Genomic DNA, 21,699 nt, shown 5'->3' with positions numbered 1-21,699 from the left:
TGATTGCACACCTCTGTGGGAGCGAGCCTGCTCGCGAAGGCGTCGGGACAGGCCAAACATACCCCCGGCCCGTCGCGAATTTTCCCCTATCCATTGGCCTCTCGCTCTACGCGTAACAGCTTATCCCCGCTATACTCATCGGCTTTTCCTGAATAAATGCCAATAGGGTCCCGCCGCGCATGGATAAGACCTACCAGCCGCACGCCATTGAAACCTCCTGGTACAACACCTGGGAGTCCGAGAATTACTTCGCCCCGCAAGGCGCGGGCGAGTCCTACACCATCATGATCCCGCCGCCGAACGTCACCGGCAGCCTGCACATGGGGCATGGCTTCAACAACGCGATCATGGACGCCCTGATCCGTTTCCGTCGCATGCAGGGTCGCAACACCCTGTGGCAGCCGGGCACCGACCACGCCGGTATCGCCACGCAAATGCTGGTGGAGCGTCAACTCGAAGCCCAGGGTCAGAATCGCCACGATCTGGGCCGCGACAAGTTCCTCGAGAAAGTCTGGGAATGGAAGGATCAGTCCGGCGGCAACATCAGCCGTCAGATCCGCCGCCTCGGCTCGTCCGTCGACTGGAGCCGTGAACGCTTCACCATGGACGACGGCCTCTCGGAAGCCGTCAAGGAAGCCTTCGTACGCCTGCACGAAGACGGCTTGATCTACCGCGGCAAGCGTCTGGTCAACTGGGACACCAAGCTGCACACGGCGATTTCCGACCTCGAAGTGGAAAACCACGACGAAAAAGGATTCCTGTGGAACCTGAAATACCCGCTGGCCGACGGCGCGAAGACCGCTGAAGGCAACGATTATCTGATCGTCGCGACGACTCGTCCGGAAACCATGCTCGGCGACTCCGCCGTGGCCGTTAACCCGAACGACGAACGCTACAAAGCCCTGATCGGCAAATTTGTCGAGCTGCCGCTGGTCGGCCGCCGCATCCCGATCATCGCCGACGATTACTGCGATCCGGAATTCGGCACCGGCTGCGTGAAAATCACTCCGGCCCACGATTTCAACGACTACGAAGTCGGCAAGCGCCACAACCTGCCGCTGCTGAACATTTTTGACAAGAACGCCATCGTTCTGCCAGCCGCCCAGGTGTTCAACCTCGACGGCACGCTGAACGAAAGCATCGACGGCAAGATCCCGGCTGAATATGCCGGCCTGGACCGTTTCGAAGCGCGCAAGCAAATCGTGGCGGCGTTCGATGCGGCCGGCCTCTTGGTCAGCGTCAACGATCACGCCCTGAAAGTACCGAAAGGCGACCGCTCCGGCACCATCATCGAGCCGTGGCTGACCGACCAGTGGTACGTGTCCACCAAGCCGCTGGCCGAGCCGGCGATTGCCGCCGTTGAAGACGGCCGCATCCAGTTCGTACCCAAGCAATACGAAAACATGTACTTCTCGTGGATGCGCGACATCCAGGACTGGTGCATCAGCCGTCAGCTGTGGTGGGGCCACCGGATTCCGGCCTGGTACGACGAGTCGGGCAAAGTCTATGTCGGTCGCGACGAAGCCGAAGTGCGCGCCAAGCACAACCTCGGCCCGGACGTTGCCCTGCAGCAGGACAACGACGTACTGGACACCTGGTTCAGCTCGGGCCTGTGGACCTTCTCCACCCTGGGCTGGCCGGAAAAGACCGAATTCCTGAAGAAATTCCACTCCACCGATGTGCTGGTCACCGGTTTCGACATCATCTTCTTCTGGGTTGCCCGGATGATCATGTTGACGATGCACCTGATCAAGAACGAGGATGGTACGCCGCAGGTGCCGTTCAAGACCGTCTACGTGCACGGCCTGGTACGTGATGGCCAGGGCCAGAAGATGTCCAAGTCCAAGGGCAACGTCCTGGACCCGCTGGACATCATCGACGGCATCGAGCTGGAAGAGCTGGTGCAGAAACGCACCTCCGGCATGATGCAGCCGAAACTGGCGAAGAAGATCGAGAAGCAGACCCGCGACGAGTTCGCCGACGGCATCGCCAGCTACGGCACCGACGCCCTGCGTTTCACCTTCTGCTCGCTGGCGTCCACCGGTCGCGACATCAAGTTCGACATGGGCCGCGTCGAAGGCTATCGCAACTTCTGCAATAAAATCTGGAACGCCGCGCGCTACGTGCTGGACAAGGGCGAAGACTGCGGCCAGAACGGCGAAGCCTACGAGCTGTCGCTGGCCGATCGCTGGATCATTTCGCAACTGCAACGCACTGAAGCCGAAGTGACCCGTCAGCTCGACCAGTTCCGTTTCGACCTGGCTGCACAAGCTTTGTATGAGTTCATCTGGAACCAGTATTGCGACTGGTACCTGGAGCTCTCCAAACCTGTGCTGTGGGACGAAAACGCACCGGTTGAGCGCCAGCGCGGCACCCGTCGCACTTTGGTTCGCGTGCTGGAAGTGGCCCTGCGCCTGGCGCATCCGTTCATGCCGTTCATCACCGAAGAAATCTGGCAGCGCATCGCGCCGCTGGCCGGCATCGAAGGCAAGACGATCATGCTTCAGCCTTGGCCAGTGGCCAACGAAGAGCGCATTGATCAAGCCGCCGAAGATGACATCGAATGGCTCAAGGGCCTGATGCTCGGCACGCGTAACATCCGTGGCGAAATGAACATCGGCCCGGGCAAACCGTTGCCGCTGTTCCTGAAGAACGTCAGCGCCGAGGATCAACGTCGCCTGAGCGAAAACGAGGCACTGCTGAAAAAACTGGCGCGCCTCGAATCGATCACCGTCCTGGCAACCGGCGAAGAAGCACCACTGTCGGCGACCGCGCTGGTTGGCGAGATGCAAGTGCTGGTGCCGATGGCCGGCCTGATCGACAAAGGTGCGGAACTGGCGCGTCTGGACAAGGAAATCCAGCGCCTGCAAGGCGAAGTGCAGCGTGTCGGCGGCAAGCTGTCCAACGCTGGCTTCGTGGACAAGGCGCCGGCTGAAGTCATCGACAAGGAACGCGCCAAACTGGCCGAGGCTGAACAAGCCTTGGGCAAACTGGCGGAGCAGCATGCGCGGATTGCCAGCTTGTAACGGCAAATCGCAATGAAAGAGGGAGGCCCGCAAAGGCCTCCCTTTTTTGTGCCCGTACCTTTCCCCAAAACACCACACCCTCCTGTGGGAGCGAGCCTGCTCGCGAAGAGGCCACATCAGCCAACATCAATGTTGAATGACAAACCGCTTTCGCGAGCAGGCTCGCTCCCACAGGGTGATGCAGTGATTTTCACAATGGGGTTCACAACGGCAGGATGTGGGACAATGCTCGCCACTTTCAGCCATACCCGAATCGACCACGCCCATGAACGCCCCCCGCACACCCAAACCTGCGCGCAAGAAGCCTGAAACCGCGACCCCGACCAAAGCCGTCGAGCCGCGTGAAAAGGCCAGCCTGCATCCGCGCAATCGCCATCAGGGTCGCTACGACTTCCCGGCGCTGATCAAAAGCACACCGGAACTGGCGAAGTTCGTGATCATCAATCCGTATGGCAAGGAAAGCATCGACTTCGCCAGCCCGGATGCGGTACGCGTGTTCAACCGGGCGCTGCTCAAGGCTTTCTACGGCATCGCCCATTGGGACATCCCAACGGACTACCTGTGCCCACCGGTGCCGGGCCGTGCCGATTACGTGCACTTCCTGGCTGACCTGCTGGCCAGCATGAACGACGGCAAAATCCCGCGCGGTGCGCAGGTCAATGTCCTCGATATCGGTATGGGCGCCAACTGCGTTTATCCGTTGATCGGATACAGTGACTACCGCTGGCACTTTCTAGGCTCGGAAATCGACCCGACGGCGGTGGCCTCGGCTAAAGCCATCGTCCAGTCCAACGGTTTGAACAAAGCCATCCAGTTGCGCCAGCAAACCAATCCCAAGCACATCCTGATCGGTTTGCTGGAGCCGGGTGAGCGCTTTGACCTGACCATGTGTAACCCACCCTTCCACGCCTCGATGGCCGAAGCCACCAAGGGCAGCGAACGCAAATGGCGCGCACTGGGCCGCGCCGACCCGAAACGCAAACTGCCGGTGCTGAACTTCGGCGGTCAGTCGGCGGAATTGTGGTGTGAAGGGGGTGAAGCGCGTTTCGTGACGCAACTGATCGCCGAAAGCGCTCACTTCCAGCATAAGGTGCTGTGGTTCAGTACCTTGGTGTCGAAAGCCTCGAACCTGCCGGCCATCGAGACCGCACTGAAAAAGGCGGGCGTACTGGAAAGCCAGGTCGTGGAGATGTCGCAAGGACAGAAACAGAGTCGCTTCGTTGCCTGGACCTTCCAGACCAAGTCCGAACAGCAGATCTGGCGCCGCGAACGCTGGACGCGCTAAAGCTTAGTAGCCGACACAGCCTCCCCTGTGGGAGCGAGCCTGCTCGCGAAAGCGGTGGATCAGCCGATTTCTTTAGTGACTGACACTCCGCCTTCGCGAGCAGGCTCGCTCCCATAAGTAGTTCAGGGGTGCTTGCAGAATATCGCCAAATCGCAGACACAAAAAAACCGTGCCCGGATTACTCCGGCGCACGGTTTTTTTTATCGCTGCGTCTTACTTGTTCACAGCGTCGGTCAGGCCTTTGGCCACAACCAGCTTGATCACTTTCTTGGCAGGGATTTCGATGGCTGCGCCAGTCGAAGGGTTACGACCGGTACGGGCAGGACGCTCAGTCACTTTCAGTTTGCCGATGCCTGGCAAAGTGATTTCGCCGCCGTTTTCCAGCTGATCGGCAACGATTTGGCCCAGTTGGTCCAGAGCGTTACGCGCGGTGGTTTTTGGCGCGTCGATAGCTTCAGCGATGTCGGCGATCAGTTGGTCTTTAGTAAGAGCCATGTAGTGTTCCTTCCCTATCAAATTCATATGGATTGCAGAGTGCAGTGTCAGCCATCGAGCCCGATCTTCTGGATCTGGCACCCTCGGCGATAACCGCGACGAGTCGGGTTATAGATGCCGAAATCAGGGTTTGGTTCGACCTGACAATTGCTGACTGCACGCTTAACGCAGTGACTTCGCGTAAGACCGGGCAAAACTAGCACAGAGACGGGGAAATATCCGCCTCTAGCTACCCATTTGGTCAGCTTTATTGCTCTAAATCGGCAAAAAAACGCATAAGCACTGTCGGGCCCCGTGCAATTGCCCTTCGTACCGCGCCAAAAGCAGCGGTTGCGGTACACTGAGCGCTTTTTCGGAGAGCCCGCCCCGCTCTCTCCAACCAGCCGAGAAGCCCATGCCGATCCGTCATTGCATCGTCCACCTGATCGACAAAAAACCCGACGGCACTCCTGCAGTTCTCCACGCTCGCGACTCTGAATTGGCCGAGTCCGCAGCCATCGAGAACATGCTTGCCGACCTCAATGAAAGCTACAACGCCAAACAAGGCAAAGCCTGGGGTCTGTTTCACCCGGAGTCCGGCGCCTTTCCATTCAGCGGCTGGCTGAAGGAATACCTTGATGGCGGCCAGGACTTCACCGCATTCAGCCGCGTGGCGGTGGAACACCTGCAAAAGCTGATGGAAGAATCCAACCTCTCGGTCGGTGGCCACGTACTGTTCGCGCACTATCAGCAAGGCATGACCGACTATCTGGCGATCGCCCTGCTGCACCACAGCGAAGGCGTGGCGGTGACCGAGCAACTGGACGTAACCCCGTCCCGTCACCTGGACCTGGGCCAGCTGCATCTGGCGGCGCGCATAAACGTCTCGGAATGGCAGAACAACAAGCAATCGAAGCAGTACATTTCCTTCATCAAGGGCAAGAACGGCAAGAAAGTCTCTGAGTACTTCCGCGACTTCATCGGCTGCCAGGAAGGCGTCGATGGCCCGGGCGAAACCCGCACCCTGCTCAAGGCCTTCAGTGACTTCGTCGAAAGCGAAGACCTGCCGGAAGACTCCGCCCGGGAAAAAACCAAGACCCTGGTGGATTACGCCAGCAGCCAGGCCAAGCTCGGCGAGCCCATGGGCCTGGAGGAGCTGTCGGAACTGATCGACGAGGATCGTCCGAAAGCCTTCTACGATCACATCCGCAACAAGGACTACGGCCTGTCGCCGGAGATCCCGGCCGATAAACGCACCCTGAACCAGTTCCGCCGCTTCACCGGTCGCGCCGAAGGTCTGTCGATCAGCTTCGAAGCGCATTTGCTGGGCTCGAAGATCGAGTACGACGAAGAAGCTGGCACCCTGATCATCAAGGGCTTGCCGACCTCGCTCACCGACCAGCTCAAGCGCCGCAACTGATGCTGGGTAACGTGCTGAAAAAAGTTCTGCTGATCCTGCTGGTGGTGGTGGTTTATCAGAACTGGGGCAAGATCGAGCGGCTGTTCAATCCCTCGCAAGTGGTGTCCGAGCAGACCCAGGCCACGGCCAATGTGGTGCTCTACACCACCGAATGGTGCGGCTACTGCAAACTGACCCGGCGCTTTCTCGATCAGAAAGGCATTCCGTACAAGGAATTCGATATCGAGAAAGATGCCGAGGCACGCAAGGCTTACGAGGCGCTGGGCGGTGGCGGGATTCCGTTCATTGATGTGAACGGGACGCTGATTCGCGGGTATGACCCGGATGCGATTCTGGCTGCGCTGAAATAATTAATCAGGTTTACACAATCCTTGTGGCGAGGGAGCTTGTTCCCGTTGGAGTGCGCAGCAGTCCCTCTTTTTTGGGGCCGCTCCGCTGCCCAACGGGAGCAAGCTCCCTCGCCACAGGTGTGTGTGTGTCTGTAGGTGAATCAGTGAGTTTCGATGCGGAAGCCCAGCCGCGGAAAGTGCACATGCACCCAACCACCCCGTTCATCCTCGCGACGCACGATCAACTCCTCGCTACCGGCAAACATCAACTCCCCCGCCACCGGATCGATGCCATAGTCAGTCGCCGCGATCACCACCTGCTGGCCAACCTCGAACCCGTTCGGATCGATGAACTGCTCATCCGGTAACGCAGCAGGCGTAGTGTTGCGTGCTATTGCCAGCGCCTCTTCCGAAGTCATCTCGCTCGGCGCCCCATGGCCGAAACCCAGCACCCGTGCCAACCAGGCCGACACGGCCGGATAGTTATCCACAAGCGGCGCCGTCACCGGTGTTGCCTTGAGGAACCACAGTGGATGCGCCATGGCGAAGTCGGCAATCGACGGCTCGCCAAACAGGTAATCACCTTCCTCGCGCTGTAACTGTTGCTCCAGGCGCGCCATGATCGTCGGCCATTGATGCCGCGCTTGCCCGGCCGTCAACTTTGTAGCGCTGCCTCCGCTGAAAAAACCCGCGCGATCTGCCAGAAATGCCTTGATCGCTTCCTGCGGCAAATTGCCAAAACGAACAGCGATCGATTCCGGTTGAAACACCAGGCTGACCGCATGCTGGAACACCACCGAATCGGCCCAGGCAGCGAAGGTTGCGGCGATCATTTCCTGGCCTTCCGGGAAGAATGCCGGGAGGGCTTTTTCCTGATCAAGACGACGGGCGATCAACGCCGTATCGCAATAAATATCCGCGCCGATCTGCAACACCGGGGTCTTGCGGTAGCCACCGGTCAGGGCCGTGAGATCGGGTTTTGGCATCACTGGCGAGATTTTCACCGAGCGCCAGGACAGCCCTTTGAATCCCAACAACAGTCGGGTCTTTTCGGCGAAGGGGGACGTCGGGTAATGATGAAGAATCAACTCGGACATGCTCGGCTCCGCCGCACTCAAAATGAGCCTCCAGCTTAGCGCGCAATCGGTTGGCAGCCTACAGATCCGCCTGATGGGAACCGATCAGTCAGATTGATAAGCCGGCAGCAGCACTGGCCACCAGACACTCCTTGGCGCTCTTCTTGAGTTTTTTGATCAACCGTTCCTGACGCAACGCTTCGCTTTTGTCGCGGCAGGCTTCGGTATAGACCAGCGCCATGGCCGGGCTGGAGAGAAAGAAGCGCGCGCCTTTACCGCTTTGGTGCTTGGCGAAGCGGCGCACGGGATCATCGCTGATCCCACAGTAGAGCGAACCATTGGCCGCGCGCACGAGGTAGACGAACCAGGGCTTGCTCACGGGAGAGTCAGCGTCGACAGGATTTTCGCTGTGGGAAGTCACGGATCGATCAAGGCTTGAAGGGAAACAAGCCGCAATCTTATCAGCGACTGGCCTGAAATGCCTTCAGCCCCTTCAGGGCTTGCCCGCGAACGGCATTGCGTACCAGCGGCGTCCAGCCCAGTAGCAAGCCTTTGAAACCCAGGGCCTGCCGGGACCAGGCCCACAGATCGAAACTGTCGTGATGTTCACAAATCTTGCCGTCGCGGAAAACGAAGCGAGCCTGAATGTCGTTGACCACGGTGTTGCCGGTCTGACTGAACAGATAAGTCGCGATCCAATGGGCGCCACCGGTGCGCTCGTCGCTGCGCACGTTGTCGAAGGTCAGGGAGAAATCCTTGGCGCGGGTGGTGAGCATGCGCCACATATCGCCGGCATCACGGCCGCGAAGCTCGCCAAACGCCGGATCACTGAATACCACGTCATCGGTATAGCAAGCGCTCATGGCCTCGGCATCGAGCCGCTGAAAGGCCTGGTAGAACCGGGTGATCAAGGCGCTGTGGGCTTCACTCATGGGCAGACTCCCTGTTGTGCAAATCGGCATCGAAAGATTGCCTGCACGATAGTCTGCAAATGCACACAAGACCACCGGCATTCGTGGGCCGAATGCCGGTGGTACGAGGATTCAGATTTTTTCGCTTTGCACCTGAACGTACAGCGAACGTCCGGCACCGAGGCCGGCAACAATGGCGCCGAGGCCAATCACGCCAAAGATCCAGCCCACGGCGGTCCAGCCGCCGGTCAAGTCATGCACGATGCCCACCGCGAACGGCCCCATGGACGCCAGGGTGTAACCGAAACCCTGGGCCATGCTCGACAGGTTGGCCGCGACATGCGAGTCCCGCGAGCGCAGTACGATCAGGGTCAGCGCCAGGCTGAAGGTCGCGCCCTGCCCCAGACCAAGCAGGATCGCCCAACCCCACAGGCCTTCAATCGGGGCGTAGAGGCAACCGAACAGACCACCGAGGGTCATCACCATGACGATCACGATCGCCGGGCGCTGGTCCTTGCCACGGGTGGCAAGCCAGGGTGCGGCCAGGGAACTGATCAGTTGAACGATCACCGAACCCGACAGCACCAGGCCCGCCTGGGTCGGGGTCAGTCCACGACCGATCAGGATCGAAGGCAACCAGCCGAACACGATGTAGGCCAGGGACGATTGCAGGCCCATGTACAAGGTCACTTGCCAGGCCAATGGGTCGCGCAGCAATCCCCGGACGCGATAGGCGACGTTATGCGCGCCGTGTTTCTGACCGACTTGTGGCAGCCAGAATAGCGCCGCGACCAGCGCCGGAATCACCCAGAAACCGAGGCCCAATGCCCAGCTCTTGTCGAAATGTTCGCTCAACGGCACGGTTGCACCCGCCGCCATCGCCGCGCCCAGACACAGGGCCATGGTGTAGACGCCGGTCATGGTCCCGGCCTGTTTCGGAAAGTCGCGTTTGACGATCCCCGGCAGCAACACACCGATTACACCGATGCTGGCACCGGCCAGCACACTGCCGGCGAACAGACCAATCTCACCGAATGAGCTGCGCAGGATGATCCCGCCCGCCAGTGTCAGCAGGATGCCCAGTACTACTCGCTCGGCACCGAAGCGCCGCGCCAGAATCGGTGCCAATGGCGCAAACAAACCGAGGCAAAGCACCGGCAGAGTCGTCAGCAACCCGGCCTGCGACGCCGATAATCCGAGGCTTTTCGACACCTCGCTGAGCATTGGCGCCATGCTCGACAACGCTGGACGCAGGTTCAGCGCGACCAGAATCAGGCCCAGCAGCAGCAACCATGGACGGCGCAGGATCGGATGGCTTTGCTGGACCTGTTCGTCATCGGCCTCGGCATCAATCAGTAGCTCTTCAAGCTCCGCCGCGCGTTTGGATTGTGGAAGGTGACGGCTGGCGTTATCGGTTTCAAGGTTCATTGATCAACTGCCTCGATATAGCTTTGGCCCGTTCCGGGTCGCGCTGCTCGACCGCTTCGAGCAGTTCGATATGCAGGTCGAACACTTCCTGGCGGCGCGGGGTGATGTTCAGGCAGTGCCGCAGCTGAGCGCCGACGACACTGGAGAAATAGCGATATAACTCGCTGAGGGTCGGGTTGTGCGCGGCGTCCACCAGGCGCCGGTGGAACACCAGATCGCAAGCGATATAGGTGTCGAGGTCGCCATGATAGTGGCTGCCGCTGACACCCAATGCCTCGCGCAAAACCACCAGGTCTTCATCGGTACGGCGCAAAGCGGCCAGGCCAATGGCTTCAACCTCGAGGATGTGACGGGTTTCGCGGGCCTGTTCAAGGGAGCACTGCGACAACACCTTCAGGGTGTCCAGCGGATCGACCACCGCCCGCAGGTAACTGCCATCGCCCTGGCGGATCTCGATCAACCCGGAAAACGCCAGTACCCGCATGGCTTCACGCACGGTATTGCGGCTGATGCCCAGTTCGGCGGACAGCTCGGGTTCGGTAGGCAAGCGTTGGCCAACCGCCCAAACGCCCTGATTAATGCGCTGACGCAACTGATCCAGGGCCTGATCGACCAGGGATCGTTTCACTAATGGAGAAATGTCTGACATAGGATTCGCCCTTTCATCCAATCATAGGATGAATTTTCTGACATGTTAGTCAGATCCATGTAGGACAGCAACAGCCTACGGTCAGTGGGAGGGAAAGGAGCGGGATTTTCGATTAGTCAAAATTACCCTTTAAGGGTAATTTCATGGATAGGGTCAGGGTTTCTTATGGAAAAGAACACACCCCATTATGACTTGGCACTGATCAAGGCAGATGTCAGGCGGCTTGGAAGAAAAGCATTCACCAAGAGCGCAGAGAAAACCGGACTGGATCTGGGCTTCAGTCTCAAAGAGATGCAAGAGATCGTCTTCGAGTTGCAGAAAAAGATGTTGTACAAATCTATGACCACCTATGAGGATCATCGAGTGTGGCAGGACGTGTATCACATAAACTCACAAGATCTGGAGATTTACATCAAGGTGACATAGCGCCCTGCCGGCGGCCCACCGGTAATATCCTTCAAGGAGAAAAACCCATGAAAACCCAGCAATGTTTCAGCTGCGGTGCACGTGAGGGAATGAGGCATTTCGAGGGGCGCGGCGAAACCTTGAGTGTCAAAGGCATGGAGCGCCGTGTCGATGATCTTTCTGGCTGGGAATGCCAGCAGTGCGGGGAAGTCGAGTGGGACCCCGATAGCGCAGAGCGTTATGGCGAAGCAGGTGATGCGCTGGTCATCGCTGCCAGGCAAATGATCGGCGCCGAGATGAAACGCATCCGTCGCAAGCTGCACCTTACGCAAAAAGAAACGGTGCAACTCCTGTCAGGTGGCGGGCACAACGCGTTTTCACGGTACGAACGCGGTGAAGTACTTCCGCCGAAGGCGTTGATGCTGCTGATGCGCCTGCTTGATCGCTATCCGCATTTGCTTGCCGATGCGAAAGTCCTGGGCGAAGGTGCGGATTTGCGGGGCGGGTTCAAATATACCGAGCACAAGGATTATGAAACGGTCACGGTTTCCTAAGCCCCCGAAAGTATAAAAACAAACCCGGCACAAGGCCGGGTTTGTTTTTACGAGTCAGCCTGGCATCAATGCAAAATCTGGCTCAGGAACAACTTGGTCCGATCATTCTGCGGGTTGTCGAAGAAGTCGTTCGGCGCGGCCTGTTCGACGATTTCACCCTTGTCCATGAAAATCACGCGGTTGGCCACGGTGCGGGCGAAGCCCATTTCGTGGGTCACGCAGAGCATGGTCATGCCGTCTTCGGCCAGGCCGATCATGGTGTCGAGTACTTCTTTCACCATCTCCGGGTCGAGTGCCGACGTCGGTTCGTCGAACAGCATGATTTTCGGCTTCATGCACAGCGCACGGGCAATCGCCACACGCTGTTGCTGACCACCGGACAGTTGCCCCGGGTACTTGTGCGCCTGCTCTGGAATGCGTACGCGCTCCAGGTAATGCATGGCGATTTCCTCGGCCTTGCGCTTGGGCATCTTGCGCACCCACATCGGCGCCAGGGTGCAGTTCTGCAAGATGGTCAGGTGCGGGAACAGGTTGAAGTGCTGGAACACCATGCCGACTTCACGGCGGATCGCTTCGATCTGCTTGAGGTCGTTGGTCAGCTCCACGCCATCGACCACGATGCGGCCCTGCTGGTGCTCTTCCAGACGGTTGAGGCAACGAATGGTGGTGGACTTGCCGGAACCCGACGGGCCGCACAGCACGATACGCTCGCCCTGCTTGACGTTCAGATTGATGTCTTTCAACACGTGGAACTGGCCGTACCACTTGTTCACGCCCTGCATCTGAATAATGCCTTCAGGGCTCACAGGCTGTTTGATTGCTTCGCTCATCAGAGAACTTCCTAAATTAGGTAGCGACTTAGCGCTTGTGGCCTGTGTCCAGCTTGCGTTCCAAATGCATGGAATAGCGGGACATACCAAAACAGAAAATCCAGAACACCAGGGCGGCGAACACATAGCCTTCGGTGGCCATGCCCAGCCATTTCGGGTCGGCGGCGGCTTGCTTGACGCTGTTGAGCAAGTCGAACAGGCCGATGATGATCACCAGGCTCGTGTCCTTGAACAGCGCAATGAAGGTGTTGACGATGCCGGGGATCACCAGCTTCAGGGCTTGCGGCAGAATCACCAGGCCCATGCTGCGCCAGTAACCCAGGCCCATCGCCGCGGCCGCTTCGTACTGACCTTTGGGAATCGCTTGCAGACCGCCGCGCACCACTTCGGCCACGTAGGCCGACTGGAACAGGATCACGCCGATCAGCGCCCGCAGCAGCTTGTCGAAGTTCATGCCTTCTGGCAGGAACAGCGGCAGCATCACCGAGGACATGAACAGCACCGTGATCAACGGCACGCCGCGCCAGAATTCGATGAAGGTCACGCAGACCACACGAATCGCCGGCATGTTCGAACGACGGCCCAGGGCCAGGACAATCCCCAGGGGCAGCGCACCGGCAATGCCGACGGTGGCGATCACCAGGGTCAGCATCAGGCCGCCCCATTGGCTGGTCGACACCTGGGTCAGGCCGAAAACGCCGCCATGCAGCAGGCACCAGGCAATGATCGGGTACAGCACCAGGAAGCTCAGCCCGTAAACGGCTTTGCGCTGGAAGCGCGAGATGAACAAGGGTGCCACGCCAATGACCGCCAGCCACACGGTCAAGTCCACGCGCCAGCGCATGTCCACCGGGTAATAGCCGTACATGAACTGGCCGAAACGCTGCTGGATGAACACCCAGCAAGCGCCGTCCTTGGTGCAGTCGGCCTGGGAGGTGCCGACCCAGTTGGCGTCGAGGATCGCCCACTGCAGGATCGGCGGAACCACCAGATAGATGAGGTAGAACGCAAACAGGGTCAGCAGGGTATTGAGCCAGCTGGAGAACATGTTCGCGCGCATCCACGCCACGACGCCGATGCTGCGGCTCGGAGGTGGCATGTCAGGTTTGAAAGTATGAGTACTCATGCGCTTTTCCTTACCGCTCGATCAGCGCAATGCGCTTGTTGTACCAGTTCATCAGCAGGGAAATGCTGATACTGATCGCCAGGTACACACTCATGGTGATCGCAATCACCTCGATCGCCTGCCCGGTCTGGTTCAGCACGGTCCCGGCGAACAGCGACACCATTTCCGGGTAACCGATACCGGCCGCCAGCGAGGAGTTTTTCGCCAGGTTCAGGTATTGGCTGGTCAGCGGCGGAATGATCACGCGCAGGGCTTGCGGGATGATTACCTTGCGCAGGGTCGGGCCATTGCGCAGGCCCAGCGAGTGGGCCGCCTCGGTCTGGCCGTGGCTGACCGACTTGATGCCCGAACGCACGATCTCGGCGATGAACGCCGCGGTGTACACCGTCAGCGCCAGGGTCAGGGCCAGCAGTTCCGGGATCAGGACCCAGCCACCGACGAAGTTGAAACCCTTGAGCTGCGGCATTTCCCAGTGCACAGGTGCACCGAAAATCAAGGCGCACAGCGCCGGGATCACCAGGAACAACGCCAGGCCGACCCAGAACTTGTGGAACGGCTCGCCGGTTTCTTCGAAACGCTTGTTGGCCCAGCGGGTCATCAGCACGATGGCGACGATGGCCACGACGATGCTGATCACAAACGGCCAGAACCCATCGGCCATCAGCGCGGCCGGCATGTTCAGGCCACGGCTGCTGACGAAGAAGGTGTCGCCGAAGTTATGGCTGTTGCGCGGCCCCGGCATGGTCAGGAACACCGCGAAGTACCAGAACAGGATCTGCAACAGTGGCGGGATGTTACGGAAAACCTCCACGTACACCGTCGCCAGTTTGGCGATGATCCAGTTCTTCGACAGTCGGGCCACGCCGACGATGAAGCCGAGGATGGTCGCCAGGATCACGCCGATGAAGGTCACCAGCAACGTGTTGAGCAGGCCGATCACGAACACACGGGCATAACTGTCCGCTTCGGTGTAGGAGATCAGGTGTTGAGCGATGCCGAATCCGGCACTGCGCTCCAGAAAGTCGAAACCGGAGGTAATGCCCCGGTGCTGAAGGTTGGTCTGCGTGTTGTCGAACAGGTACCAGCCCATCGAGACCACCGCGACAATGGTGATGATCTGGAAGAGCCACGCACGCACTTTTGGATCGCTGAGGCTGAGCCTCTGCTTTGGTGCGCCGATTGAATTTTGCATGAAGTGCCCCGGAAATAATGGAACAGAACATCACCCGGCAGTTGGCCTACCGGGTGATAGAACCATCAGCGCACTGGTGGTGCGTATTGAATGCCGCCAGCGTTCCACAGAGCGTTCAGCCCGCGGTCGATTTCCAGCGGAGTGCTCTTGCCGAGGTTTTTCTCGAAGATTTCGCCGTAGTTACCGACTTGCTTGACGATCTGCACGACCCAGTCTTTCGGCAGTTTCAGGTCCTTGCCGTATTCGCCGTCAGCGCCGAGCATACGAGCGACATCCGGGTTCTTGGTGGCCTTGGCTTCGGCTTCGACGTTCTTCGAGCTGATACCCGCTTCTTCGGTGTTGAGCAGCGCGTAGCCAGTCCAGCGCACCACGGCCAGCCACTCGTCGTCGCCGTTACGTACGACCGGACCCAGAGGCTCCTTGGAAATGGTTTCCGGCAGAACCACGTAGTCCTTCGGCGAAGCCAGCTTGCTGCGCTGGGCGAACAGTTGGGACTTGTCGGAGGTCAGCACGTCGCAACGACCGGATTCCAGCGACTTGGCGCTTTCATCGGAGGTGTCGAAAGTGATCGGGGTGTATTTCAGACCGTTACCGCGGAAGTAGTCGGAAACGTTCAGCTCGGTGGTGGTACCGGCCTGGATGCAGATGGTCGCGCCATCCAGCTCTTTGGCGCTTTTAACGCCGAGCTTGTTGTTTACCAGGAAGCCGATGCCATCGTAGTAGGTAATGAAGCCTGGGAACTTGAGGCCCATGCCGGCGTCACGGGAGCTGGTCATGGTGGTGTTGCGCGACAGGATGTCGATTTCGCCCGACTGCAGAGCGGTGAAACGCTCCTTGGCGTTCAACTGACTGAACTTGACCTTGGTCGCATCGCCGAACACGGCAGCGGCGACGGCGCGGCAGAAGTCAGCATCGATACCCACGATCTTGCCGGTGGAATCCGGAACCGAGAAGCCTGGCAGGCCATCGCTGACGCCACACTGCACGAAACCTTTCTTCTTCACTCCATCCAGGGTTGCACCCGCCTGAGCGAACCCGCTGACACCGAGAACTGCGGCTGCAGTCACGATTGCCAGAGTGGATTTCAACATCTTCATTCAAACCTCCAGTTTTGCTCTTGTTGTGTCGGAGCGTGAGTCCTGTCGCACCCTTTTGAGGCGTTGTCGACCCGAGTTGGCTTGTTTTAGGGTCAACCGACGTAGAGACCGTAGCTATGAGTCTAGTAGGAGAAAATCCACAAAATGGACAACTCACTTCTCACCAATCGGCCGAACGGGCTGTAGCCCTTTCAAGTTCGCGAAGCCCGTAGCGGCCACTGGCGAACATCCATCACCGGATTTTTTGCTATCCCACCGCCAAAAATGGCCTGATAGTGTTACCGACAGATGTGGGATTTTCGTACCAGCTTCCCTATAGCAAAGCCCGTACCACACTGGCTTCCAAAGCAGTTAAGCGACAGGTCAATAGCAAAACTTGTAACCTTGCGACATCTTCGTAACTGATCAACCAGACGCGCACTCACGCCCCGCACTCAATGAGCGCGCACGCACACATTTGGAGCAGCCATGACCGAGCCCCTGATTCTAGAACCCGTCAAGCCCGCAGACGCCTGCGTCATCTGGCTGCATGGCCTCGGCGCCGATCGATATGACTTCCTGCCGGTCGCCGAGGCACTGCAGGAAACGCTGTTGTCCACCCGCTTCGTTCTGCCTCAGGCCCCGACCTGCGCCGTTACCATCAACGGTGGCTACGAGATGCCCAGCTGGTACGACATATTGGCCATGAGCCCGGCGCGCGCGATCAACCGCGATCAACTGGAAGAGTCGGCACAGAGGATCATTCATTTGATCGATGTGCAGCGAGCCGTTGGAATAGACGCCTCGCGGATTTTCCTGGCAGGTTTTTCCCAGGGTGGCGCAGTGGCTCTACACGCCGCGTTTGTGAAATGGCAGGGACCGTTGGGTGGCGTACTTGCCCTCTCGACCTACGCACCGACCTTCAGCGATGAACTTGAATTGTCCGCCAGCCAGCAGCGCATTCCTGTGCTGTCGTTGCATGGCCAGTACGATGACGTGGTGCAGAATTCGATGGGCCGTACCGCCTACGAGTATCTGAAGCAGCATGGTGTCACCGTGACATGGCAGGAATACCCAATGGGCCACGAAGTGTTACCCGAGGAAATTCGCGACATCGGGGTCTGGCTGGCCGAACGTTTGCGTTAAGCCTTTATGTTGCTCTTTTTGTTTAAAAGCGCCCTTTGATCCATCCCTCTACGCCGCGCCCGATTCTTGCATTACACTGGCCGGCGTATATTCCTTAACCAATTGATGAGATGACCGTGCTCAAAGCACTCAAGAAAATGTTCGGTAAAAGCGAGACTGAGCAACTCGCGCCAGTCCCCAGCGCGCCGTCGCACTCCCACGGCCATCGCAGCGACGCCAGCCAGGCCGACCGCCACGTTCCCGCAGCCGCCCCGAAACATGAACCCAAACCTGTTTCTGCCGCCGTTACCGTTGCCGAACCTGTGCGCAGTGAAGCACCCAAACCCGCCAAACCGCGTCGCGAACCCAAGCCCAAGGCGCCGGTCATTCCATGGAAACTCGAAGACTTCGTCGTCGAACCCCAGGAAGGCAAAACCCGTTTCCACGATTTCAAACTTGCTCCGGAACTGATGCACGCCATCCAGGACCTGGGCTTTCCGTATTGCACGCCGATCCAGGCGCAGGTGCTGGGCTTCACCCTCGCCGGCAAAGACGCCATCGGCCGCGCCCAGACAGGCACCGGCAAAACCGCGGCGTTCCTGATTTCGATTATCACCCAGTTGCTGCAAACCCCGCCGCCGAAAGAGCGCTACATGGGCGAGCCCCGGGCATTGATCATCGCGCCGACCCGCGAGTTGGTGGTGCAGATCGCCAAGGATGCGGCGGACCTGACCAAATACACCGGCCTCAACGTCATGACGTTCGTGGGCGGCATGGACTTCGACAAGCAGCTCAAACACCTCGAAGCCCGTCACTGCGACATCCTTGTGGCCACCCCCGGCCGCCTGCTGGACTTCAACCAGCGCGGCGATGTGCACCTGGACATGGTCGAAGTCATGGTGCTGGACGAAGCCGACCGCATGCTCGACATGGGATTCATCCCGCAGGTGCGCCAGATCATTCGCCAGACCCCGCCCAAGAGCGAGCGCCAAACGCTGCTGTTCTCCGCGACTTTCACCGAAGACGTGATGAACCTGGCCAAGCAATGGACCACTGACCCGGCGATCGTCGAAATCGAAGTCACCAACGTGGCCAGCGAAAACGTCGAGCAGCACATCTACGCGGTGGCCGGTGCCGACAAATACAAACTGCTCTACAACCTGGTCAACGACAACGGCTGGGAGCGGGTCATCGTCTTTGCCAACCGCAAGGATGAAGTGCGACGCATCGAAGAACGCCTGGTGCGCGATGGCATCAACGCCGCGCAGCTGTCCGGCGACGTGCCGCAGCACAAGCGCATCAAGACCCTGGAAGGTTTCCGCGAAGGCAAGATCCGCGTGCTGGTGGCCACCGATGTCGCCGGTCGCGGCATCCACATCGACGGCATCAGCCATGTGATCAACTTCACCCTGCCGGAAGTCCCGGACGATTACGTGCACCGCATTGGTCGTACCGGTCGCGCCGGCGCCGATGGCGTGTCCATCAGTTTCGCCGGCGAAGACGACTCCTACCAGCTACCGTCCATCGAGGCGTTGCTGGGTCGCAAAATCAGCTGCGAAACACCACCGACGCATCTATTGCGGGCGGTAGAGCGCAAACGTCACTAACTGACGATGTGCAGAAAGAGGCGCAGCCGGAAACGGACTGCGCTTTTTTTTCGTCTGTCTTTTCGTCGTGAAGAGCTTGCTAGACATATCTAAAAGTCCATAATAGACAAAATAGTTTACCTGCCCCTCCCGGAGCCGACCATGTCCAGCACCCCTTACGTGATCACCCAACCCCAGGCCCGCGAGCTGCTGACGCAAGTCGACGTGCCGCAGATCCTGCGCAAACTGTTCCGCGACCTGGCTGCCGGGCAAGCGGTACAACCGGCGCAACAGCTGGTGGAGTTTCCACAGGGGGCCGGCGATTTCATCAACTACCTGGGTGTGCTGGCCGAAGATGGCGTGTACGGGGTCAAGACTTCGCCGTATATTGTGCGCGAACAAGGGCCGCTGGTGACCGCCTGGACCTTGCTGATGTCGATGCAGACCGGCCAACCGCTGCTGCTCTGTGATGCCGGTGAGCTGACAACGGCACGCACCGCCGCGACCACCGCCGTGGCCGTCGATGCACTCGCCCCGCTGAAAGCGACTCGCCTGGCGATCATCGGCAGCGGCAAAGTGGCCCAGGCGCACTTGCATTACGTGAAAAACCTGCGCGACTGGCAGAGCATCAGCCTGTACTCGCCAAGCCTGAGCGAAGATGCGCAAACCGCAAACCTGCTGAAAAGCCTCGACCCGCGCCTGACCCTGGCGAACACTCGCGAAGCGGCCATTGCTGACGCCGATGTGATCATGCTTTGCACCTCGTCCGCAGGTCCCGTGATCGACCCGTCTGACTTGAGCAAACCGGCGCTGATCACCTCCATCAGCACCAACGCCCCGCGCGCCCACGAAGTGCCACCCCAGAGCCTCAACGACATGCAGGTGTTCTGCGATTATCGTCAGACCACCCCGGGTTCGGCCGGCGAAATGCTGATCGCTGGCGAACAACATGGCTGGAATAAAAACGCGATCGTCGGCGACCTGCCGGACCTGCTCAGCAACAAGGTGCAGCGCCCCGACTACAACCGCCACGTGTTCTTCCGCTCCATCGGCCTGGGCCTGGAAGACATTGCGCTGGCCAATGCCATCTATCGCCTGCAGCACTAACACCTCAATTCACCTGTGGGAGCGAGCCTGCTCGCGAATACGATCTTTCATTCAACATAGATAGTGACTGATCCGACGCTTTCGCGAGCAGGCTCGCTCCCACAGAAAATCTCTACGACATTGGCATTTACGCTTGATCAGGAGACGTTCATGAGCCAGGCAGACTTCATCATCATCGGCGGCGGGATTGCCGGCGCTTCCACCGGTTTCTGGCTGTCGCAGCATGGGCGCGTGATCGTGCTCGAACGCGAATCCCATCCGGCCTATCACTCCACCGGTCGCTCCGCCGCGCTATTCACCGCCGCCTATGGCACGCCTCAGGTTCGCGCCCTGACCCAGGCCAGCCGCGATTTTTTCGACGCCCCGCCAAGTGGATTCTGCGAACACCCGTTGCTGACCCCGCGTGGCGAGATGACTGTGGATTTCAGCGGCGACCCGGCTGAATTACAAAACCAATACCTGAGCGCGAAAGCCACAGTGCCAGAGATGCAACTGCTCAGCGCCGAAGAAACCTGCGCTCGCCTGCCGATTCTGCGCCGGGAGAAAGTCCACGGCGCGATCTACGACCCGACCGCCAGCGACATCGATACCGACGCCCTGCACCAGGGTTACCTGCGCGGCATCCGCCGCAACAAAGGCGAAGTACACACCGACTGCGAAGTACAGGGCCTGAGCCGTGACGCCGAAGGTATCTGGCAGGTACAGACCAACACGCAGACCTTCAAGGCGCCGGTCGTCATCAATGCCGCGGGCGCCTGGGCCGACAAGATCGGTGAGCTGGCCGGCGCCAAACCATTGGGCCTGCAACCCAAGCGTCGCGCGGCCTTCATTTTCGCCGGCCCCGAAGACGTGGACATCCATCACTGGCCGATGCTGGTCAGCCTCGACGAATCCTTCTATATGAAACCCGACGCCGGGATGTTCCTCGGCTCGCCCGCCAACGCCGACCCGGTGGAACCCCACGACGTGCAGCCCGAAGAGCTGGACATCGCCATGGGCATTTACCAGATCGAAGAAGCCACGACCCTGACCATCCGCCGCCCGACCCGTACCTGGGCCGGCCTGCGCAGTTTCGTCAGCGACGGCGACTTGCTGTCCGGCTTCGATCCACAGGTGCCGGGACTGTTCTGGGTTGCGGCACAGGGCGGCTACGGCATCCAGACGTCGCCGGCCATGGGTCAGGCCAGCGCCGCCCTGGTACGCGGCGAGGCACTGCCCGAGCAACTCACCCGCTTCGGCCTGAGCGCCGACATGCTCTCCCCTGCCCGCCTGGGCTGACATTGTCTTCAGGTGACGCGCCTCCACGATTGCGTCACACTTTCAGAGCCCCGTTCTACGGGGCACTGAAGCCGCCCCGGAGCCCCACCGTATGAATAGCCCCACTGTATGAATGCCCCCGAAAAAGACCCGGCCCAAAACGACGCCTCCCTGGATAACTTTCGGGCGATCGCCGATGCCATCGCTACGCTGTTCTTCCCTCACGCTGAGGTGGTGCTGCATGACCTGCGCACGCAAAAGGTCGACTACATCGCCAACAACCTGTCGAAACGGGAGATCGGCGATGACTCGTCGCTGGAAGACATGCTCAGCGAAGATGTCAGCGAACGAAATATCGGGCCGTACGAAAAACTCAATTGGGATGGTCAGAATATTCGCAGCGTAAGCACCGTGCTGCGCGACAGCGAAGGTCATCCGCTGGGTGTGCTGTGCATCAATCTGAATATTTCGCTGTTCGAGAATGCCAAGGCTGCGCTGGATCTGTTCCTGTCGCCGACCAAATTGATCCCGCAACCGGATTCACTGTTCCGCGATGACTGGCAGGAGCGGATCAACACCTTCCTCCACGCCTGGCTGCGCGAGCGCCAGCTGAGCCTGAACCTGCTGACCCGCGATCACAAACGCGAACTGGTGTTGGCGCTGCACGCCGAGGGCGCATTCAAAGGCAAGAGCGCATCGAACTATGTGGCCAATGTGCTGAACATGGGGCGGGCGACGGTGTACAAGCATTTGAAGGAATTGAAGGGCTGAGCCTTCAGATGTTGCATTGGCTGATCCGGCCTCTTCGCGAGCAGGCTCGCTCCCACAGTTGAATGCATTCCC

At 59.4% G+C, this 21,699-nt stretch carries 21 protein-coding genes; 11 read left to right on the top strand and 10 right to left on the bottom strand.

Annotated features, from left to right (window positions below; translation table 11 throughout):
* Positions 1-179: 179 nt before the first annotated feature.
* Together ACW9HW_RS20080 and rlmF are read left to right on the top strand one after the other, a co-directional pair.
* Positions 180-3,026 carry a valine--tRNA ligase gene (locus ACW9HW_RS20080; protein WP_457401451.1) on the top strand — a complete coding sequence of 949 codons (2,847 nt, stop codon included), beginning with the start codon at positions 180-182 and terminating at the stop codon, positions 3,024-3,026.
* Between the two features lie 265 nt (positions 3,027-3,291).
* Positions 3,292-4,311: a 23S rRNA (adenine(1618)-N(6))-methyltransferase RlmF gene (rlmF, locus tag ACW9HW_RS20075; RefSeq protein ID WP_457401449.1), complete on the top strand. Its 1,020-nt coding sequence runs from the start codon at positions 3,292-3,294 to the stop codon at positions 4,309-4,311.
* Positions 4,312-4,524: 213 nt separating this feature from the next.
* On the opposite strand, the gene ACW9HW_RS20070 is transcribed toward rlmF, so the two are convergent.
* Entirely contained in the window at positions 4,525-4,806 is a 282-nt protein-coding gene (locus ACW9HW_RS20070; RefSeq protein ID WP_003221909.1) for an HU family DNA-binding protein, read from the bottom strand.
* 394 nt (positions 4,807-5,200) lie between these two features.
* On the opposite strand from ACW9HW_RS20070, the gene yejK reads away from it, so the two are divergent.
* Entirely contained in the window at positions 5,201-6,205 is a 1,005-nt protein-coding gene (yejK, locus tag ACW9HW_RS20065; protein ID WP_095193049.1) for a nucleoid-associated protein YejK, read from the top strand.
* Positions 6,205-6,555 (top strand): glutaredoxin family protein, encoded by a 351-nt coding sequence (locus ACW9HW_RS20060; protein WP_095193048.1) that lies wholly within the window; start codon positions 6,205-6,207, stop codon positions 6,553-6,555. Before yejK ends, ACW9HW_RS20060 begins: the two co-directional genes overlap by 1 nt.
* 140 nt (positions 6,556-6,695) lie before the next feature.
* Here the strand turns inward: ACW9HW_RS20060 and ACW9HW_RS20055 are convergent, their stop codons facing one another.
* From ACW9HW_RS20055 to ACW9HW_RS20035, 5 genes are all read right to left on the bottom strand, one after another.
* On the bottom strand, positions 6,696-7,631 hold the full coding sequence (locus ACW9HW_RS20055; RefSeq protein ID WP_457401447.1) for a glutathione S-transferase family protein: 936 nt from the start codon (positions 7,629-7,631) through the stop codon (positions 6,696-6,698).
* An 88-nt stretch (positions 7,632-7,719) separates the two neighbouring features.
* Positions 7,720-8,031 carry a GIY-YIG nuclease family protein gene (locus tag ACW9HW_RS20050; RefSeq protein ID WP_457401445.1) on the bottom strand — a complete coding sequence of 104 codons (312 nt, stop codon included), beginning with the start codon at positions 8,029-8,031 and terminating at the stop codon, positions 7,720-7,722.
* Between the two features lie 40 nt (positions 8,032-8,071).
* A complete protein-coding gene (locus ACW9HW_RS20045; RefSeq protein ID WP_457401444.1) occupies positions 8,072-8,542 on the bottom strand; it encodes a nuclear transport factor 2 family protein in 471 nt (156 codons plus the stop codon).
* Positions 8,543-8,653: 111 nt separating this feature from the next.
* Entirely contained in the window at positions 8,654-9,949 is a 1,296-nt protein-coding gene (locus ACW9HW_RS20040) for a CynX/NimT family MFS transporter (RefSeq protein WP_095193044.1), read from the bottom strand.
* The gene (locus ACW9HW_RS20035) at positions 9,939-10,598 is read right to left on the bottom strand and encodes a FadR/GntR family transcriptional regulator (protein ID WP_095193043.1); all 660 of its coding nucleotides are present in this window, start codon (positions 10,596-10,598) and stop codon (positions 9,939-9,941) included. Before ACW9HW_RS20035 ends, ACW9HW_RS20040 begins: the two co-directional genes overlap by 11 nt.
* Positions 10,599-10,763: 165 nt before the next feature.
* Between ACW9HW_RS20035 and ACW9HW_RS20030 the strand changes: the two genes are divergently transcribed.
* Positions 10,764-11,024, top strand: coding sequence for a type II toxin-antitoxin system MqsR family toxin (locus ACW9HW_RS20030; protein WP_457401441.1), 261 nt, complete (start codon positions 10,764-10,766; stop codon positions 11,022-11,024).
* A 47-nt stretch (positions 11,025-11,071) separates the two neighbouring features.
* On the top strand, positions 11,072-11,557 hold the full coding sequence (locus tag ACW9HW_RS20025; RefSeq protein WP_095193042.1) for a type II toxin-antitoxin system MqsA family antitoxin: 486 nt from the start codon (positions 11,072-11,074) through the stop codon (positions 11,555-11,557).
* A 65-nt stretch (positions 11,558-11,622) separates the two neighbouring features.
* Here the strand turns inward: ACW9HW_RS20025 and ACW9HW_RS20020 are convergent, their stop codons facing one another.
* The 4 genes from ACW9HW_RS20020 to ACW9HW_RS20005 form a co-directional block, all read right to left on the bottom strand.
* Positions 11,623-12,387 carry an amino acid ABC transporter ATP-binding protein gene (locus ACW9HW_RS20020; protein WP_003178331.1) on the bottom strand — a complete coding sequence of 255 codons (765 nt, stop codon included), beginning with the start codon at positions 12,385-12,387 and terminating at the stop codon, positions 11,623-11,625.
* 28 nt (positions 12,388-12,415) lie between these two features.
* A complete protein-coding gene (locus tag ACW9HW_RS20015) occupies positions 12,416-13,513 on the bottom strand; it encodes an amino acid ABC transporter permease (RefSeq protein ID WP_095193041.1) in 1,098 nt (365 codons plus the stop codon).
* A gap of 10 nt (positions 13,514-13,523) precedes the next feature.
* Positions 13,524-14,705: an amino acid ABC transporter permease gene (locus ACW9HW_RS20010; protein WP_095193040.1), complete on the bottom strand. Its 1,182-nt coding sequence runs from the start codon at positions 14,703-14,705 to the stop codon at positions 13,524-13,526.
* 65 nt (positions 14,706-14,770) lie between these two features.
* The gene (locus tag ACW9HW_RS20005) at positions 14,771-15,802 is read right to left on the bottom strand and encodes an amino acid ABC transporter substrate-binding protein (protein WP_095193039.1); all 1,032 of its coding nucleotides are present in this window, start codon (positions 15,800-15,802) and stop codon (positions 14,771-14,773) included.
* 468 nt (positions 15,803-16,270) lie between these two features.
* Between ACW9HW_RS20005 and ACW9HW_RS20000 the strand changes: the two genes are divergently transcribed.
* The 5 genes from ACW9HW_RS20000 (at position 16,271) to ACW9HW_RS19980 (ending at position 21,627) form a co-directional block, all read left to right on the top strand.
* Positions 16,271-16,927, top strand: a complete 657-nt coding sequence (locus ACW9HW_RS20000) for an alpha/beta hydrolase (protein ID WP_095193038.1) — start codon at positions 16,271-16,273, stop codon at positions 16,925-16,927.
* Between the two features lie 110 nt (positions 16,928-17,037).
* Positions 17,038-18,513 carry an ATP-dependent RNA helicase RhlB gene (gene rhlB / locus ACW9HW_RS19995; protein WP_095193037.1) on the top strand — a complete coding sequence of 492 codons (1,476 nt, stop codon included), beginning with the start codon at positions 17,038-17,040 and terminating at the stop codon, positions 18,511-18,513.
* 141 nt (positions 18,514-18,654) lie between these two features.
* Positions 18,655-19,599 carry an ornithine cyclodeaminase family protein gene (locus ACW9HW_RS19990; protein ID WP_095193036.1) on the top strand — a complete coding sequence of 315 codons (945 nt, stop codon included), beginning with the start codon at positions 18,655-18,657 and terminating at the stop codon, positions 19,597-19,599.
* A gap of 150 nt (positions 19,600-19,749) precedes the next feature.
* The gene (locus tag ACW9HW_RS19985) at positions 19,750-20,877 is read left to right on the top strand and encodes an NAD(P)/FAD-dependent oxidoreductase (protein ID WP_457401438.1); all 1,128 of its coding nucleotides are present in this window, start codon (positions 19,750-19,752) and stop codon (positions 20,875-20,877) included.
* 108 nt (positions 20,878-20,985) lie between these two features.
* Positions 20,986-21,627, top strand: coding sequence for a helix-turn-helix transcriptional regulator (locus ACW9HW_RS19980; RefSeq protein ID WP_457401437.1), 642 nt, complete (start codon positions 20,986-20,988; stop codon positions 21,625-21,627).
* The last annotated feature ends 72 nt before the right edge of the window (positions 21,628-21,699 follow it).

It is taken from the genome of Pseudomonas sp. SDO5532_S415, from assembly GCF_054071155.1.
Note: the sequence above shows the minus strand (reverse complement) of the source record. Positions and strands in the feature narration are given on the sequence as shown.

Coding starts and splice junctions, on each gene's coding strand:
- ACW9HW_RS20025 (WP_095193042.1), top strand. CDS start 11,072: ATGAAAACCCAGCAATGTTTCAGCTGCGGTGCACGTGAGGGAATGAGG.
- ACW9HW_RS19990 (WP_095193036.1), top strand. CDS start 18,655: ATGTCCAGCACCCCTTACGTGATCACCCAACCCCAGGCCCGCGAGCTG.
- rhlB (WP_095193037.1), top strand. CDS start 17,038: ATGACCGTGCTCAAAGCACTCAAGAAAATGTTCGGTAAAAGCGAGACT.
- ACW9HW_RS20060 (WP_095193048.1), top strand. CDS start 6,205: ATGCTGGGTAACGTGCTGAAAAAAGTTCTGCTGATCCTGCTGGTGGTG.
- ACW9HW_RS19980 (WP_457401437.1), top strand. CDS start 20,986: ATGAATGCCCCCGAAAAAGACCCGGCCCAAAACGACGCCTCCCTGGAT.
- ACW9HW_RS20000 (WP_095193038.1), top strand. CDS start 16,271: ATGACCGAGCCCCTGATTCTAGAACCCGTCAAGCCCGCAGACGCCTGC.
- ACW9HW_RS20070 (WP_003221909.1), bottom strand. CDS start 4,806: ATGGCTCTTACTAAAGACCAACTGATCGCCGACATCGCTGAAGCTATC.
- ACW9HW_RS20030 (WP_457401441.1), top strand. CDS start 10,764: ATGGAAAAGAACACACCCCATTATGACTTGGCACTGATCAAGGCAGAT.
- ACW9HW_RS20005 (WP_095193039.1), bottom strand. CDS start 15,802: ATGAAGATGTTGAAATCCACTCTGGCAATCGTGACTGCAGCCGCAGTT.
- ACW9HW_RS20080 (WP_457401451.1), top strand. CDS start 180: ATGGATAAGACCTACCAGCCGCACGCCATTGAAACCTCCTGGTACAAC.
- ACW9HW_RS20045 (WP_457401444.1), bottom strand. CDS start 8,542: ATGAGTGAAGCCCACAGCGCCTTGATCACCCGGTTCTACCAGGCCTTT.
- ACW9HW_RS20015 (WP_095193041.1), bottom strand. CDS start 13,513: ATGAGTACTCATACTTTCAAACCTGACATGCCACCTCCGAGCCGCAGC.
- yejK (WP_095193049.1), top strand. CDS start 5,201: ATGCCGATCCGTCATTGCATCGTCCACCTGATCGACAAAAAACCCGAC.
- rlmF (WP_457401449.1), top strand. CDS start 3,292: ATGAACGCCCCCCGCACACCCAAACCTGCGCGCAAGAAGCCTGAAACC.
- ACW9HW_RS20035 (WP_095193043.1), bottom strand. CDS start 10,598: ATGTCAGACATTTCTCCATTAGTGAAACGATCCCTGGTCGATCAGGCC.
- ACW9HW_RS19985 (WP_457401438.1), top strand. CDS start 19,750: ATGAGCCAGGCAGACTTCATCATCATCGGCGGCGGGATTGCCGGCGCT.
- ACW9HW_RS20055 (WP_457401447.1), bottom strand. CDS start 7,631: ATGTCCGAGTTGATTCTTCATCATTACCCGACGTCCCCCTTCGCCGAA.
- ACW9HW_RS20020 (WP_003178331.1), bottom strand. CDS start 12,387: ATGAGCGAAGCAATCAAACAGCCTGTGAGCCCTGAAGGCATTATTCAG.
- ACW9HW_RS20040 (WP_095193044.1), bottom strand. CDS start 9,949: ATGAACCTTGAAACCGATAACGCCAGCCGTCACCTTCCACAATCCAAA.
- ACW9HW_RS20010 (WP_095193040.1), bottom strand. CDS start 14,705: ATGCAAAATTCAATCGGCGCACCAAAGCAGAGGCTCAGCCTCAGCGAT.